This is a genomic window from Burkholderia sp. CpTa8-5 (assembly GCF_017815045.1).
Classification (GTDB): domain Bacteria; phylum Pseudomonadota; class Gammaproteobacteria; order Burkholderiales; family Burkholderiaceae; genus Burkholderia; species Burkholderia sola.
On sequence record NZ_JAGIQD010000006.1, the window covers coordinates 319,740 to 333,242 of the forward strand.

Annotated in this window: 13 protein-coding genes and 1 pseudogene; 6 read left to right on the forward strand and 8 right to left on the reverse strand. The window is 68.7% G+C overall.

Translation table 11 applies throughout. The annotated features are described in order from the left end of the window. The first annotated feature begins 12 nt into the window (after positions 1–12). The 5 genes from J8I35_RS12810 to J8I35_RS12830 all read left to right on the forward strand — a co-directional run bounded on the left by J8I35_RS12810 (position 13) and on the right by J8I35_RS12830 (position 5,732). Positions 13–1,512, forward strand: a complete 1,500-nt coding sequence (locus tag J8I35_RS12810; RefSeq protein WP_209925668.1) for an efflux transporter outer membrane subunit — start codon at positions 13–15, stop codon at positions 1,510–1,512. 9 nt (positions 1,513–1,521) lie between these two features. Further along, entirely contained in the window at positions 1,522–2,886 is a 1,365-nt protein-coding gene (locus J8I35_RS12815; protein ID WP_209925671.1) for an HlyD family efflux transporter periplasmic adaptor subunit, read from the forward strand. Then, entirely contained in the window at positions 2,883–4,421 is a 1,539-nt protein-coding gene (locus J8I35_RS12820) for a DHA2 family efflux MFS transporter permease subunit (protein WP_209925673.1), read from the forward strand. The genes J8I35_RS12815 and J8I35_RS12820 overlap by 4 nt, the downstream gene beginning before the upstream one ends. Positions 4,422–4,480: 59 nt before the next feature. Next, positions 4,481–4,912 (forward strand): hypothetical protein, encoded by a 432-nt coding sequence (locus J8I35_RS12825; protein WP_050012700.1) that lies wholly within the window; start codon positions 4,481–4,483, stop codon positions 4,910–4,912. 85 nt (positions 4,913–4,997) lie between these two features. Beyond that, the gene (locus tag J8I35_RS12830; RefSeq protein ID WP_124593092.1) at positions 4,998–5,732 is read left to right on the forward strand and encodes an autoinducer binding domain-containing protein; all 735 of its coding nucleotides are present in this window, start codon (positions 4,998–5,000) and stop codon (positions 5,730–5,732) included. Here the strand turns inward: J8I35_RS12830 and J8I35_RS12835 are convergent. Genes J8I35_RS12835 through J8I35_RS12860 form a run of 6 tightly spaced genes read right to left on the reverse strand, consistent with a single transcriptional unit; the run spans position 5,655 to position 11,081 of the window. Further along, a complete protein-coding gene (locus tag J8I35_RS12835) occupies positions 5,655–6,437 on the reverse strand; it encodes a glutamine amidotransferase (protein ID WP_124640231.1) in 783 nt (260 codons plus the stop codon). The two genes, J8I35_RS12830 and J8I35_RS12835, sit on opposite strands and share 78 nt — an antisense overlap. Positions 6,438–6,457: 20 nt before the next feature. After that, complete coding sequence (locus tag J8I35_RS12840; protein ID WP_050012677.1) at positions 6,458–7,102, reverse strand: glutathione S-transferase; 645 nt, start codon at positions 7,100–7,102, stop codon at positions 6,458–6,460. Beyond that, positions 7,096–8,334 carry a cystathionine beta-lyase gene (metC, locus tag J8I35_RS12845; RefSeq protein ID WP_245170220.1) on the reverse strand — a complete coding sequence of 413 codons (1,239 nt, stop codon included), beginning with the start codon at positions 8,332–8,334 and terminating at the stop codon, positions 7,096–7,098. The genes J8I35_RS12840 and metC overlap by 7 nt, the downstream gene beginning before the upstream one ends. Next, positions 8,325–8,978 (reverse strand): pyridoxal 5'-phosphate synthase, encoded by a 654-nt coding sequence (locus J8I35_RS12850; RefSeq protein ID WP_050012679.1) that lies wholly within the window; start codon positions 8,976–8,978, stop codon positions 8,325–8,327. The genes metC and J8I35_RS12850 overlap by 10 nt, the downstream gene beginning before the upstream one ends. 8 nt (positions 8,979–8,986) lie before the next feature. Further along, a complete protein-coding gene (locus J8I35_RS12855) occupies positions 8,987–9,889 on the reverse strand; it encodes a CoA ester lyase (protein ID WP_124556487.1) in 903 nt (300 codons plus the stop codon). Positions 9,890–9,938: 49 nt separating this feature from the next. Further along, positions 9,939–11,081 (reverse strand): acyl-CoA dehydrogenase family protein, encoded by a 1,143-nt coding sequence (locus J8I35_RS12860; RefSeq protein WP_209925675.1) that lies wholly within the window; start codon positions 11,079–11,081, stop codon positions 9,939–9,941. 207 nt (positions 11,082–11,288) lie between these two features. Here J8I35_RS12860 and J8I35_RS12865 point away from each other — a divergent pair, with 207 nt between their 5' ends. Further along, a complete protein-coding gene (locus J8I35_RS12865; protein ID WP_209925677.1) occupies positions 11,289–12,302 on the forward strand; it encodes a hypothetical protein in 1,014 nt (337 codons plus the stop codon). 34 nt (positions 12,303–12,336) lie between these two features. Here J8I35_RS12865 and J8I35_RS12870 read toward each other — a convergent pair whose 3' ends face one another. Both J8I35_RS12870 and J8I35_RS12875 read right to left on the reverse strand, forming a co-directional pair. Further along, positions 12,337–12,915 carry a YbhB/YbcL family Raf kinase inhibitor-like protein gene (locus J8I35_RS12870; RefSeq protein WP_124593085.1) on the reverse strand — a complete coding sequence of 193 codons (579 nt, stop codon included), beginning with the start codon at positions 12,913–12,915 and terminating at the stop codon, positions 12,337–12,339. 134 nt (positions 12,916–13,049) lie between these two features. Further along, positions 13,050–13,319 (reverse strand): annotated as a pseudogene (locus tag J8I35_RS12875) (helix-turn-helix domain-containing protein); the annotation flags it as partial. Positions 13,320–13,503 lie beyond the last annotated feature (184 nt).

Sequence of the window (13,503 nt, forward strand, 5' to 3'; positions counted from 1 at the left end):
CCGAGGAATGCGATGCATGCAGTACTTGCTCCGCCGCCGCGCGATGCCGTCGCGCCGCGCGTCCTGTCGCGAATGGCCGTCGCCGTCGTGCTCGCCATGCTCGGCGCCTGCGCGAGCCGCGACGGGCTCACGCCCGCCGGCACGCTGCGCGGCGTCGATACGCTCGCCGCATCGCGCAGCCTCGCGCATGCGCCGGTCGCCGACTGGCCGGCCGCCGACTGGTGGGTTGCGCTGAACGATACGCAACTGAATGCGCTGATCGACGAAGCGCTTGCCGGCAACCCGGATCTCGCGACCGCCGATGCGCGTGCGCGCGAAGCGCAGGCGCTCGTGATCGAAGCGCAGGCCGCCCGGCTGCCGCACCTCGTCGGCCGCGCCGGCGCGAAAGGGGAACGCATGTCCGCCACGCAGTTCTCGACGGGCGAGGGCGGCGGTGTCTTCAGCCACACGCGCGAGATCAATCTCGGCCTGAGCTGGGATCTCGATCTGTGGGGTGGCCGCCGCGCCGCGTGGGAAGCCGCGCTCGGCGAAGCACGGGCCGCGCAGATCGATGCACGGGCCGCGCGCGTGCTGCTGTCCGTCAACGTCGCGCGCGCCTACGTGAATCTCGCCTATGCGTTCGATCAGCAGGACGTCGCGCGCGCCGAATACGATCGCGCCGACGAAGCGCTGTCGCTGACGCGTCAGCGTGTCACGAAAGGCATCGACAACGTCGCGCAACAGCGCCAGGCCGAAAGCGAAGTCGCGGCCGCGATGCGCGAGCAGGCACGCGCGGCGCAGGCGATCGACAGCGCGCGCATCGCGCTCGCGATCCTGCTCGGCGCAGGCCCCGATCGCGGCCTCGCGCTCGTGCGGCCCGCGCCGCTGCCCACCGCCGCGCTCGCGGTGCCGGCCGACCTGCCGGCCGCGCTGCTCGGCCGGCGCGCCGATCTCGTCGCCGCACGCTGGCGGGTGGAAGCCGCGAGCCGCAACGTCGCGGCCGCCCGCGCGGACTTCCTGCCCGACGTGAGTCTCACCGCGCTGATCGGTCTCGCGACGCGCGGCGGCGCATCGCTGTTCCAGGCCGCCTCGCGCACCTACAACGTCAGCCCGGCCGTGAGCCTGCCGATCTTCGACGGCGGCGAACGGCGCGGCGTGCTGCGCAAGCGCGACGCGCAATACGACGTCGCGGTCGCCGGCTACAACAAGACGCTGATCGGCGCGATCGGCGAGGTGGCCGACGATCTGCACCGGCTGCATTCGCTCGCGGTGCAGGCCGACGCGCAGCAGCGCGCGTTCGACGCCGCCACCGATGCATGGCGGCTCGCGGACGCGCGCTACCGGGCCGGCGTCGGCAGCTACCTCGACGCGCTCGTCGTGCGCCAGCAGCTGTTGATCGCGAGTCGCGAAGTCGCCGCGTTGCGCGCCCAGCGCGCGGACCAGTCGCTGCAGCTCGTCGCCGCGCTCGGCGGCGGCTTCCGCGCCGAGCCGGACGACGTCGCGCTCGCCGCCACTCCTTCCCACCGTCCTTGACATCGAACCATGAGCAGCGACAACACCCTGCAGACTCCCGCGCGGCCCGCAACCGCCGATCCCGCCAGCGCCCGCCAGCCCCCGTCGGCCGACCACACCGGTGCGCCGCGCGCGCCGGGCGGGTCGGACGCCCGCACGCAACCGGCTCCGGGCGGCGCCGCACCGGCCACGCCGCCGCCCGCACGACGCAAGCACCTCGTGCGCGCGCTCGTCGCCGTGTTCGCGCTCGGCATCGTCGGCTGGGGCATCTGGTACGGGATCGTCGGCCGCTGGTACGAGTCCACCGACAACGCGTACGCGCAAGGCAACGTCGTCGAATTGACGCCGCAGGTGACGGGCACCGTCGTGTCGATCGACGCGGACGACGGCAACCTCGTACGCGCCGGCACGCCGCTCGTCCGTCTCGACCCGAGCGACGCGCAGATCGCGCTCGCGGCCGCGCAGGCCGACCTCGCGGCCACGGTGCGCAAGGTGCGCGGCCTGTACAGCAACGAGCGCGGGCTCGCGAACAGCATCGACGGCGCGCGCGCCGACCTCGACGCACGGCGCACCGCGCTCGACAAGGCGAAAGCCGACTATCGGCGCCGCGAGGATCTCGGCCGCTCCGGCGCGATCTCGCGCGAGGAGCTCGCGCATGCGCTCGACACGCTGACGTCCGCGCAAAGCGCGTACGCCGCCGCGCAAAGCGCGCTCGCGACGTTGACCGAACAGCACCAGACGAGCAAGGCGCTCGTCGACGACACCGCGGTCGCGTCGCATCCCGACGTCCAGGCCGCGGCGTCGCGGCTGCGCGCCGCCTACCTGGCCCGTGCGCGCACCGACATCGTCGCGCCCGTCACCGGCTATGTCGCGAAGCGCACGGTGCAGGTCGGGCAGCGCGTGTCGCCGGGCGTGCCGCTGCTCGCGGTCGTGCCGCTGCGCGAGCTGTGGGTCGACGCGAACTTCACCGAAAAGCAGCTCGAACACATGCGGATCGGCCAACCGGTCGAGCTGACCGCCGACCTGTACGGCGACGCCGTGCGCTATATGGGCCGCGTGCAGAGCCTCGGCGTCGGCACCGGCAGCGCGTTCTCGCTGCTGCCCGCGCAGAACGCGACCGGCAACTGGATCAAGATCGTGCAGCGCTTGCCGGTGCGCATCGAACTGACGGACCCGTCGCAACTCGACGCGCATCCGCTGCGCATCGGCCTGTCGATGCATGCGCGCGTCGACCAGCACGACCGCAGCGGTGCGATGCTGTCGCATCGCGCGCAGGATGCGCCGGTGTTCCGGACCGACGTGTACCGCGACGAGCTCGCGCGCGCCGACAGCCTGATCGCCGACGTCGTGCATGCGAACCTGCCGGCGGCCGTGCATGCGGAGCGTGTGCGATGAGCGGCCCGATGCCGGCCGCCGACGCCGGCTTTCGTCCGTCGAGCGTCGCGCTGACGACGTTCGGCCTCGCCCTCGCGGTGTTCATGCAGGTGCTCGACGGCACCGTCGCGAACGTGTCGCTGCCGACGATCGCCGGCAACTTCGGCGTCAGCACGACGCAGAGCGCATGGGTCGTCACGACGTTCTCGGTCAGTAATGCGATCGCGTTGCCGCTGACTGGGTTTCTCGTGAAGCGCGTCGGGCAGGTCCGGCTGTTCGTATGGGCGACGCTGGCGTTCACGTTCGCCTCGCTGCTGTGCGGCCTTGCGCAAAACCTGCCGCAGCTCGTTGCGTTCCGCGCGCTGCAGGGCCTCGTGGCCGGGCCGATGATCCCGACCACCCAGGCGCTGATGCTGTCGATCTACCCGCCGCAGCGGCGCGGCTTCGCGCTGTCGATGATCGCGATGGTGACCGTCGTCGCGCCGATCGCGGGCCCCGTGTTCGGCGGCTGGGTGACGGAACATTACTCGTGGCGCTGGGCGTTCCTGATCAATCTGCCGATCGGCGTGTTCGCCGCGATGTGCGTGTTCGCGCAGATGCGCGCGCGCGTCGAGACGACGGTTGCCGCGCGCGTCGACTATGTCGGTCTCGCGGCGCTCGTGGTCGGCGTCGGCGCGCTGCAGATCGTGCTCGACAAGGGCAACGAAGCCGACTGGTTCAACTCGACGTTCATCGTCGTGATGTCGGTGGTCGCCGCGTTCGGGATCGCGCTGTTCCTGATCTGGGAGCTCAACGAGCCGAACCCGATCGTGAACCTGCGGCTGTTCAAGCATCGCAACTTCGCGGCCGGCACGCTGACGCTCGTGCTCGCGTACTCGGCGTTCTTCGCGGTCAACGTGATCGTGCCGCAGTGGTTGCAGCGCACGCTCGGCTATACGGCGTTCTGGGCGGGGCTGGCCGTCGCGCCGATGGGCGTGATCCCCGTGCTGATGACGCCGTTCATGGGCAAGTACGCACCGCGCTTCAACATGCGCGTGCTCGTGTGCTGCGCGTTCGCGATCCTCGGCATGTCGTCGTTCCTGCGCGCGGGCTTCGTGCCCGACGTCGACTTCACGCACATCGCGCTGATCCAGCTGCTGCAGGGCCTTGGCCTCGCGCTGTTCATCATGCCGATCAACAGCATCCTGCTGTCCGACCTGAAGCCGGACGAGATCGCCGCGGGCTCCGGCTTGTCCACGTTCCTGCGCACGCTCGGCGCGAGCTTCGCCGTGTCGATCACGTCGTTCCTGTGGGACCGGCGCGCGATCCTGCATCACGCGCAGCTCAGCGAGCACCTGAGCAAGTTCGATCCGGCCGTTCGCGCCGAACTCGCGCAACTCGGCGGCGGCGATCCGCAACGCGCGGCGACGCTGCTCGGCAACCTGGTCGACGCTCAGGCCTACCAGATTTCGTTCAACGACGTGTCGTTCGCGCTCGGCTGCGTGTATCTCGCGGTGATCGCGGTGGTGTGGCTCGCCCGCCCGCCATTCGGCCCCGGCGCCGCCGCGAAACGATGAAACGGGCGCCGCGCGGCCCGTTCCGACCCATGCTGTTCAATTCGATGGAGATTGACCCGATGCCTACCCACCACGCTGAAAACGCGCCGTCCGCACTGGCGGCGCTCGCCGTGTTCGACGTCACGGAATTTCCGCTCGTCGTCGTGCGCAACGATGCAATCGCATCCGCCGGCTACGCGCAGCGCTGGCTCGACGACATGCACGCGCTGATGCGGCACGGCGAGCCGTTTGTCATGATCTTTCCGCCGGCCCGGCCCGACGAGCAGCACGACGACCGCAAGGAACGCGGCATGTGGCTCAAGCAGAACCGCGCCGCGCTCGCCGCGGTCTGCCGCGCGCTCGTGTCGGTCGAACCGGACCCGCGCGAGCGCGAAGCGGCCATCGCCAACGCGGCCGGCATCGAAAAGGCGTTCGGGATTCCGTTCGACGTGACGGCTTCGCTCGACGACGCGAAGCAGGCCGGTCGGCGACGCTTGACGGAGGCGGTCTAGCGCGGCCCGTTCGCGCGCAACGCCTCGAACCGGTTGCGCAAGTCCGCCTGATTGCAGATTCCAACAATTAAACGGGGTGGCCTGTATGAAAGGACTGGATTGTCTTAAATGGTTGGTACCCGGCGACACGGACGCGTCATGGCAGCGAATGACCGACGCGGCCGCCGGCATGGGGTTCGACAAGGTCGTGCTGATCGTGTTGCCGTTCGCCGGCGCGTCGTTCGATCTCGCGCGCAAGTGGAGCAGCGGCGTGCCGGGCTGGACGGCGCTGTACCGGCAGCGGCAGTTCGACCGCATCGACCCGATGCTGCAGCATTGCTTCCGTTCGGCGCTGCCGCTCGTCTGGGACGGCGCGCTGTTCGGGCTGCCCGAGCAACGGCCATGCTACGAAGCGGCGGCCGCGTACGGCATGCGCAGCGGCGTCGTGCTGCCCGTGCGCGGCCCGAAGGGGGAGGTCGGCATGCTGTCGTGCGCGAGCGCGGACGATCTCGCCGCCACGTGCGAGCGCTGCGACCGGCATCTGGCGGCGCTCACGCTGTTGCGCGACATCGCCTGCGAAGCGATCGCCGGCACACGCTGCCACGCACCGCCCGACAGCGTGCCGCGCCTCAGCCGGCGGGAGGTCGAGTGCCTGCGCTGGCATGCGGCCGGCAAGACCTCGTGGGAAATCGGCCACATCCTGAACGTGACCGAGTCGTGCATCAACTTCCACTTCATGAACATCCGCCGCAAGTTCAACGTGTCACGTCGGCACGAAGCCGTGCTGCGCGCGGTCGAGTGGGGGCTGATCAGCATCTCCGACGTGACGGTGCCGACCTGACGCCGGCGTCTCGTCGAGCCAGCGGTCGAGAAACGCGCTGAGCCACGCGGCCGTCGCGCGGTCGTGCCGGCAGCCTTCGCTGGCCTGCGTCGCCAGGTCCTGCGCGCCGGGCACCGTCAGCTTGTGCGCGGCCGCCGTGCTCCAGCGCCGCATCATCGAATAGCTCACTTCCGGATGGAACTGGACACCGTACGCGCGCGGCCCGTAACGGACGGCCTGGTTCTCGAAATGCTCGCCGGTCGCGAGGATCTCGAGCCCGGCCACGCGCTCGAAGCCTTCGCGATGCCACTGGTACACGTGCGACGGCCATGAACCGAGCCGACGGCCGGCCGGCGTCGCGGCGATCGGCCAGTAGCCGATTTCCGCGCGCCCGTCGCGATGCGTATTCACGCGCCCCCCCAGATGGCGAATCATCATCTGCGCGCCGAGGCAGACGCCGAGAAACGGCGCCGCCTCGCGCAGCGGCACACCGATCCAGTCGATCTCGTCGCGGATCCAGCGATCGCCGTCGTTGGCGCTCATCGGCCCGCCGAACACCACGGCGCCCGCATGGTCGGCGAGCGTCGCCGGCAACGGATCGCCGAGCGGCGGGCGGCGGATGTCGAGTGGATGGCCGCGGGCGGCGAGCAGCCGGCCGATCCGGCCGGGGCTCGACTGTTCGCGATGCAGCACGATCAGGATCGGACGAAGGGCTAAGTGCGTCATGTCGGGTGTTCGGTAGAAGGTCAGCCCGGCTGGCCGCGCAACGCGTCGAACGACACCATCACCTGTTCGCGATAGGCGGGCCGTCGGCACAGGCGGGCGTACCAGGCCTCGACGTGCGGCAACGGCGGCCGCTCGACGTCGAGCGAGAAATAGCGGAACAGCGTCGCACCGGCCGGAATGTCGGCCAGGCCCGGCGACGCGCCACCGAGAAACGGCTGGGTCGACAGCAACCGGTCGAGCAGCCGGTAATGCGTCGCGCTGCGCGCGGCCTTGTCGAGCACGATCGCCTCGTCGCGCCGCTCCGGCGGCGTTCGCACGAGCGCCCAGAACAAGCCGGTCATCACGTCGGGCTCGAGCGCGGTCTGCGACCAGTCCATCCAGCGCTCCGCGCGCGAGCGGGCGAACGTGTCGCGGCACCAGAACGGATTGTTCGGCACGCGCGCGGCAAGATAGCGCAGGATCGTGTGCGACTCCCACACGACGTCGCCGTCCCAGTCGATCACCGGAATTCGGCAGGTCGGATTCAGCGCCGCGAACGCGGGCGTTTGCAGCGAGCCATGCTCGCCGCCGACCGCAATATGCCGGTAAGGCAGGCCGAGCTCGCCGATGAGCCACAACACCTTCTGCACGTTGAACGACGTGCGGCGGCCCCAGACGGTCAGCATCGCGCGGCATCCTCGCAAGCGGCGATCGACGCGCATGCCGCATAGCGGTCGAGGCCCGCCGCAAGATCGGCGATCAGGTCGTCCGCATCCTCGAGCCCGATGTGCAGGCGCACGCCGCGGCTACCGGACGGCCAGCGCGCCGCGAGGCCGTGCGCGTCCAGCTCGAACGGCAGCGCGAGGCTCTCGTAGCCGCCCCACGAATAGCCGAGCCCGAACAGCGTCAGGTGATCGAGAAACGCGTCGATCGCGTGCGCGGGCGCCGGCTGCAGCACGATCGAGAACAGCCCCGACGCGCCGCGGAAATCGCGGCGCCACAGCGCGTGGCCGTCGTCGCCCGGCAATGCCGGATACAGCACCCGCTGCACCTCGGGACGCCGCTCGAGCCAGCTCGCGACGGCGAGCGCGTTGCGCTGGTGCTGCCGCAGCCGCACGCCGAGCGTGCGCAATCCGCGCAGCGCGAGATAGACGTCGTCGGGGCCCGCGCACAGTCCGAGATCACCGTGCAGTTGCTTCAGCGCGGGCCACGCGCGCGCGTTGGCCGACACCGTGCCGAGCATCGCATCCGAGTGCCCGACCAGATACTTGGTGCCGGCCTGGATCGACACGTCGATCCCGAAAGCATGCGGCTGAAAGAACAGCGGCGTGGCCCAGCTATTGTCCGCGATGACCTGCGCGCCGTGCGCGTGCGCGAGCCGCACGAGGGCAGGGATGTCGTGCATGTCGAACGTGTAGGAGCCGGGCACCTCGACGTACAGTGCGCGCGTGTTCGGACGAAACGCGGCCGCGACGGGCGTGCTGCCGTCGTACCACGTCGTCTCGACGCCGAGCCGCGCCAGCATGCCTTCGCATGCGTGACGCACCGGGCCGTAGACCGATGCGGTCATCAGCAGATGGTCGCCGGGTGTCAGGCACGACAGCAGCGCGAGCGTGCACGCGGACAGGCCCGACGGGCACAGCACCGCGCCGGCGCCGCCTTCGAGGCTCGTCACCGCGCGCTCGAGCGCGTCCGTCGTCGGCGTGCCGCGACGGCCGTAGATATACGGCTGCGTGCGGTTCAGCAGATCCGACACCGTCGGGCTGAGCACGGTCGACGCATGGTAGACGGGCGGATTGACGAAGCCGTGCCATGCGGCGCTGTCGCGGCCGGCGTGCGCGAGCCGCGTGTCGTCGTGCAGGCGGTCATGCATGCCGTCGCGCGGCAGCGACGGCGGTTCGTCACGCTTCACGGCCATAGCGCGCACCGCTCCCAGCGCTCGCCGGCGCGGCGATACGCCTGCCGCGCGAAACGGCGCGAACTGTCGGCCCGCCAGAACTCGACGTCGTCCGGCGCCAGCGTATACAGGTGCCAGTCGTCCGACACGAGCGCCGGATCGGCGGCCAGCCGTTCGAGCTGCGCGTCGATCGCACGCGCCAGGTCGGCCGGATCGTCGAGCCGTTCGCTTTGCCGTCCGGCCAGGATGCTCGCGCGCGACCGCTCGGGGCGGCTCGCGAAATCGGCATGGCCTTCGGCGTCCGGCAAGCGCTCGACCGGGCCGCTCAGCCGGATCTGGCTCGCGATCGCGGGCCAGTAGAACGTCAGCGCCGCGAACGGCAGGTTCGCGAGCTGGCGCCCCTTCGGACTGCGTGCGTTCGCCGCGAAATGCCAGCCGCGCGCGTCGAGGTTCAGCAGCACGACGGAACGTGCATCGGGCCGTCCGTCCGGGCGGACCGTCGACAGCGTCGTCACCTGCGGTTCGAGCGCGCCCGCGGTCACGGCCTCGTCGAGCCAGCGTTCGAACTGCGCGTGCGGCGTATCGGCCCAGTGGTCGGCCGGCACGTGCGGCGCGGCATGCGCGAGGGTTTTCAGCGCCTTCAGGCGCGTGGCGATCGTATCCATGGCGACACTCATGCGATGCCGAATTGCGTCGCGCGGGCGATCAGCCGATGCGCGGCGAGATAGTCGGGGACTTCCGCGAGGAAGCCGTCGACGACGGCGGCGGCTACACGACGGCCGCCGGAGGTACGCCGCGCGTGATCGAACGCGTCGATCACGCGGCGGGCGAGAGCGACTTCATCGGCCGTCGGCGTCAGCACGCGATTGACGACCGGCACGAACTGCGCGTTGACGATCGCTTTCGCCTGGTAGCCGAGGCCGCGCGACACGCGCATGTCGAGCTCCGCGCCTTCGTTGTCGGCATAGCTGTACGGGCAGTCGATCGCGGTTACGCCGACCGCCGCGCATTCGACGCGAAAGCGCGAGCGCACGTAGTCGAGCTCGCGGCCCGCACGGGTGCGCTCGGCACCCATGTCGGCCACCATGTCCTCGGTCGCGACGAGCACGGCCGACACGCGCGGGCTCGAGCGTGCGATCGCCATCGTGTTCACGAGGCCGAGCGTCGTCTCGACGTTCGGCACCAGTTCGGTCGAGCCCGGCGCGATGTCGTATTCCCGCTCGAAACGCGTGACGGCTTCGTCGAGCGCGACGACCTGCTCGGGCGTCGCGACGTACGACATCATCACGATGTCCGGGCGGCCGCGCATCGCGGCGCGCAGGTCGTCGATGCCGCCCGCGTCGAGCGGATTCACGCGTACGGACGCCAGCACGCCGGCGTCGCGCCAGCCGGCGAGCACCCGCTCGCTCAGTTCGCGCGCGGCCGGGCGCCGGTCGGGAGGCGTAAAGGTTTCGAGTTCCTGGATCAGCACATCCGCGCCGCTCGCGGTGCCGTCAACGAGCGCATCGTGATCGGCGCCGGCGAGAAACAGCCAGGAGCGGCGCAGGCGGGAAGGGCGTCGGTTCGTCGGTGTCATGCGTGGTTTCCTGTAGGGCGCGGGGTGCGCGTGGCGATGGCGCGGGCACTCAGCCGGCGCGCATCATCTGGTTGAAGATGTTCTTGCGATGCATTTCCTCGGTGCCGCCGACGCTCATGAAGCCCAGCGCGTCCGCCGCGAACGCGGCCACGGGCCCGGCCTGATAGCCGAGGCTGCCGTACAGCCGCACGAGACCGATCGCGCCGTCGACGAGATCCTGCGCGCCGACCAGCTTCGCGATCGAGCACGTCATCAACGCCTGCGGGTGATCCGTCAGCAACTGCGCGAGCGCGCCACGCGCGAGCCACGTGCCGCGCTCGATGCCGATCTGCAGGTCGACGAGGCGGCGCTGCACGTACTGGTGGGCATCGATCGTGCTGTCGAAGCTGCGTCGCTCGCGGCAATAGCCGATCGCATCGCGCAGATAGGGCGCCGTCACCTGCGCCGCGACGAGGCCGTAATAGAGACGGCCGAGCGAGATGATGTCGATCAGGTTGCCGAGCCCGGCACCCGGTTCGCCGAGCAACTGGCCGCGCGTGATCGGACAGTCGTCGAAATGCAGCGCGCCGGTGGGCAGGTCTTCGAGGCCGAGCTTGCGGTCGGGCGGGGACACCGTCATGCCCGGCTGATCGCGATCGACGATGACGAGCGCGGTGTTGCGCCGGCCCGGCGTTTCGATGCGCGTGACGACGAGAATGAAGCGCGCGAGCGGCGCATGCGCGATATTGAATTTGCTGCCGGTCAGCCGGTAGCCGTCGCCGTGCTCGGCGAGCGTCGTCGCGATGCTGCGCACATCGGTGCCGGTGCCCGGCTCGGCAATCGCGGTCGCGCTCAGTTCGCCACGCAGGATCGCGCCGAAATAGCGGTCCTGCTGCGCCGCCGTGCCGTGGCGCTCGAGTGCGCGCACCATGCCGGCCTGCGCGATCACCGACAGCAGCAGCGCCGGGCGGCGGATCGACGACGCAAGCCCTTCGAGCGCCGCGGAAAAATGCCACCAGCCGTGACCGTCGCCGCCATACGTGTCGGGCACGATCATGTCCCACAGTCCTTCGTGCCCAAGCCGCATCCAGCCGGTCTCGTCGAATTCGGCCGGCGTGCGGCCGTCCTGCTCCACGGCCGCGGCGATCTCCGCGCCGATCTCGCGAAAGCGCGCACGTGTCGCGTGCTGTTCCTGTGTCCAGTCGAATGGCATCTGTCGTGTCTCCGGTCGAAGCGGCGCGGCCGTCGACGGCGCGCCAGCGATGACGACAAGGTTAAGGGGGCAGGGACAGCGCAGGTACTGGCAGTAGTGGTAGTTGCAGGGTGAATGAGCGGTTTCGCCGGATCTGACCGGACGCCGCCTATAATCGCTATCAACTTCTCCACGAAATCGCGGTGACCAAGGTGAGGGGGTGTCCAAATGGGACCGTGCCGTCGCATCCGTTCGCGCTTCGTCGTCGCAAGCTCGATCGCTGGTCTGACAATACTGGCGTGCCCGGTACACGCGCACGCCGAGGACGGTCCTTCGAGTTCGCCGAGCGGACCCACATCATCGGAGAGAACGCTCAACGCCTATGCGGTGTATGGCGACGGACGCGCGACCGAGGGCGGCGACATGCATTGGCGTGCGTACGAAGTCGGCTTCGGCGACGTCTTGAATGACTACCTCTCCGTCTATCTTGCCTATTTGAACGAGGGGCATCCGCTGGATCACCACCGTGACGGTTTCGCCGCGTTGGGTTCGTTTCGTTGGCCGCTCGGCAGTCGTATGGCGCTCGAATTTTCGGCGGGCCCGTATTTCAGCATGGACACGACACATGTCGACGACCAGCCACGCAATGAAAAGCGCTGGGGCGTGCGTGCGTCGGCAGCGGTGCGGTATTACGTCGTTCCCAACCGCTTCTTCCTCAAGCTGCAGTACAACCACGTCCAGATGATTGGCGGATTCAATTCCGACGCGGTGCTCTTCGGTATCGGCTCGGATTTCGGCGGCGCTCCTGGCCCGGTGTTTTCGGACGGCAAGACGCAGGTCGGCGTTTGGGCCGGGACGTCGCAGACGAACCGTCCTCGAGTGCCGATCGAAAAAGGATACATGGTCGAAGTCAAGCGGCCGCTCGGCAATGCGTGGGCCTATTCGGCGAGCTTCATCTATGAAGGCAACAATGGCGTGGCCGGCCGACGAGGCGTGGCCGCGCAATTCTGGTACGTCGCGCCGGTCACGAGCAAATGGACGCTTTCGGCCGGCGTCGGTCCGTATCTCTCGCGGGATCGGAACGACGTTTCCGGCACGACACGACTCAATGCGTTGCTCAGCGCGCAAGTGGCCTATCGGATCACGAACGAGTGGGCGGCGAGCTTGCGCTTCAATCGTGTCGCAACCGGCAACGACAAGGACCAGGACATGTTCATGGTCGGCGTGGCGCGCAATTTCTAGTGATGGTGGAATGTCATTGGCGTAATGACAACCATCAATCGTGAGTCAATGCGCGACGATATCGGGCGACGTATTTCGCCTGAGCGATGACTTTCCCGTGCATCTGATAGGCGACGAGTGCAGGACTCGCCGCCGGCGCCACGTCAATTTTTTCCACGTCCAAGGCCGACGCCGTCACGACATATCGATGCGACGCCCCCGGAGGCGGGCAGGGCCCACCGTATCCGGATTCGCCAAAGTCCGTCAACGTCTCGACAGCGCCCGCCGGCAGGAATTTCGGATTGCCGGACGCGCCTTTTTCGATCGACGACTCCGAAGGTGGAATATTGACGATCTCCCAGTGCGTCCAGCCGAGCCCGCCGGTCGGCGCATCGGGGTCGAAAATTGTGACGACGATGCTCTTCGTGCCGCGCGGAACGTGAGTCCACGAAATTCGCGGCGAAACGTTCTGACCGCGACAGCCAAAGCCTCCGTACACGTGTTCGTTCGTAAAATGCCCGTGACTGAGGTCATCGACCATGATGGTGAACGGCGCCGCGCTGGCGATCGCCGGGATGACCGCTAGTGCCGCTGAAGTGCATAGAATCGCGGGAAATAAAATCCTCGATCGCATGATGTGCTCCGTTGAAGGGTAAGCGTTCCGTACAACGGTAACAACGGTATCGTGTAGCGATTCGCCCCGGAAGCCAGATTCGCGAACCACGGTGTTGCCTTCGCTGCAACGTCGTTGGCAGGACGTTCAGTCGAGTCGGCATAGCGTTCGCGGATGATCGAGAGTGCCCGGTCGGCCGTCACGGCGTCCAATCGGTTGTTGCTGGGCTTCGCGCGCCGCTGCGACACGAGACCTTGCGGCCCGTGCTCCCGCAGTCGGCCAACCAGTCGCCGAATCTGCCGCGTCGTCAGTCCGAGTCGCTCGACCGCGCGCCACGGCTTGAACTTGCCGTCCGCCACGTCCTGAATGACCTTGAATCGGTCCAGTTCTCGCATCGTCATCGTGATCCGTTCTGTCGCAGCCATCGAAGCTCCCGGCGCCGGACAACCGGCGGCCGGATAGCTTACGCGGCACGAAAGCGGACATTTGAACTTAGCTAGAAGCGGACATTACAACTTAGCCGCTACACAACTGTCGTAGCCATTTCAAGATGTCGGGGCGCCAGCCAGATAGAAATGTCGCGTTTTCAGGGGTTCAGGATTTGTTTCT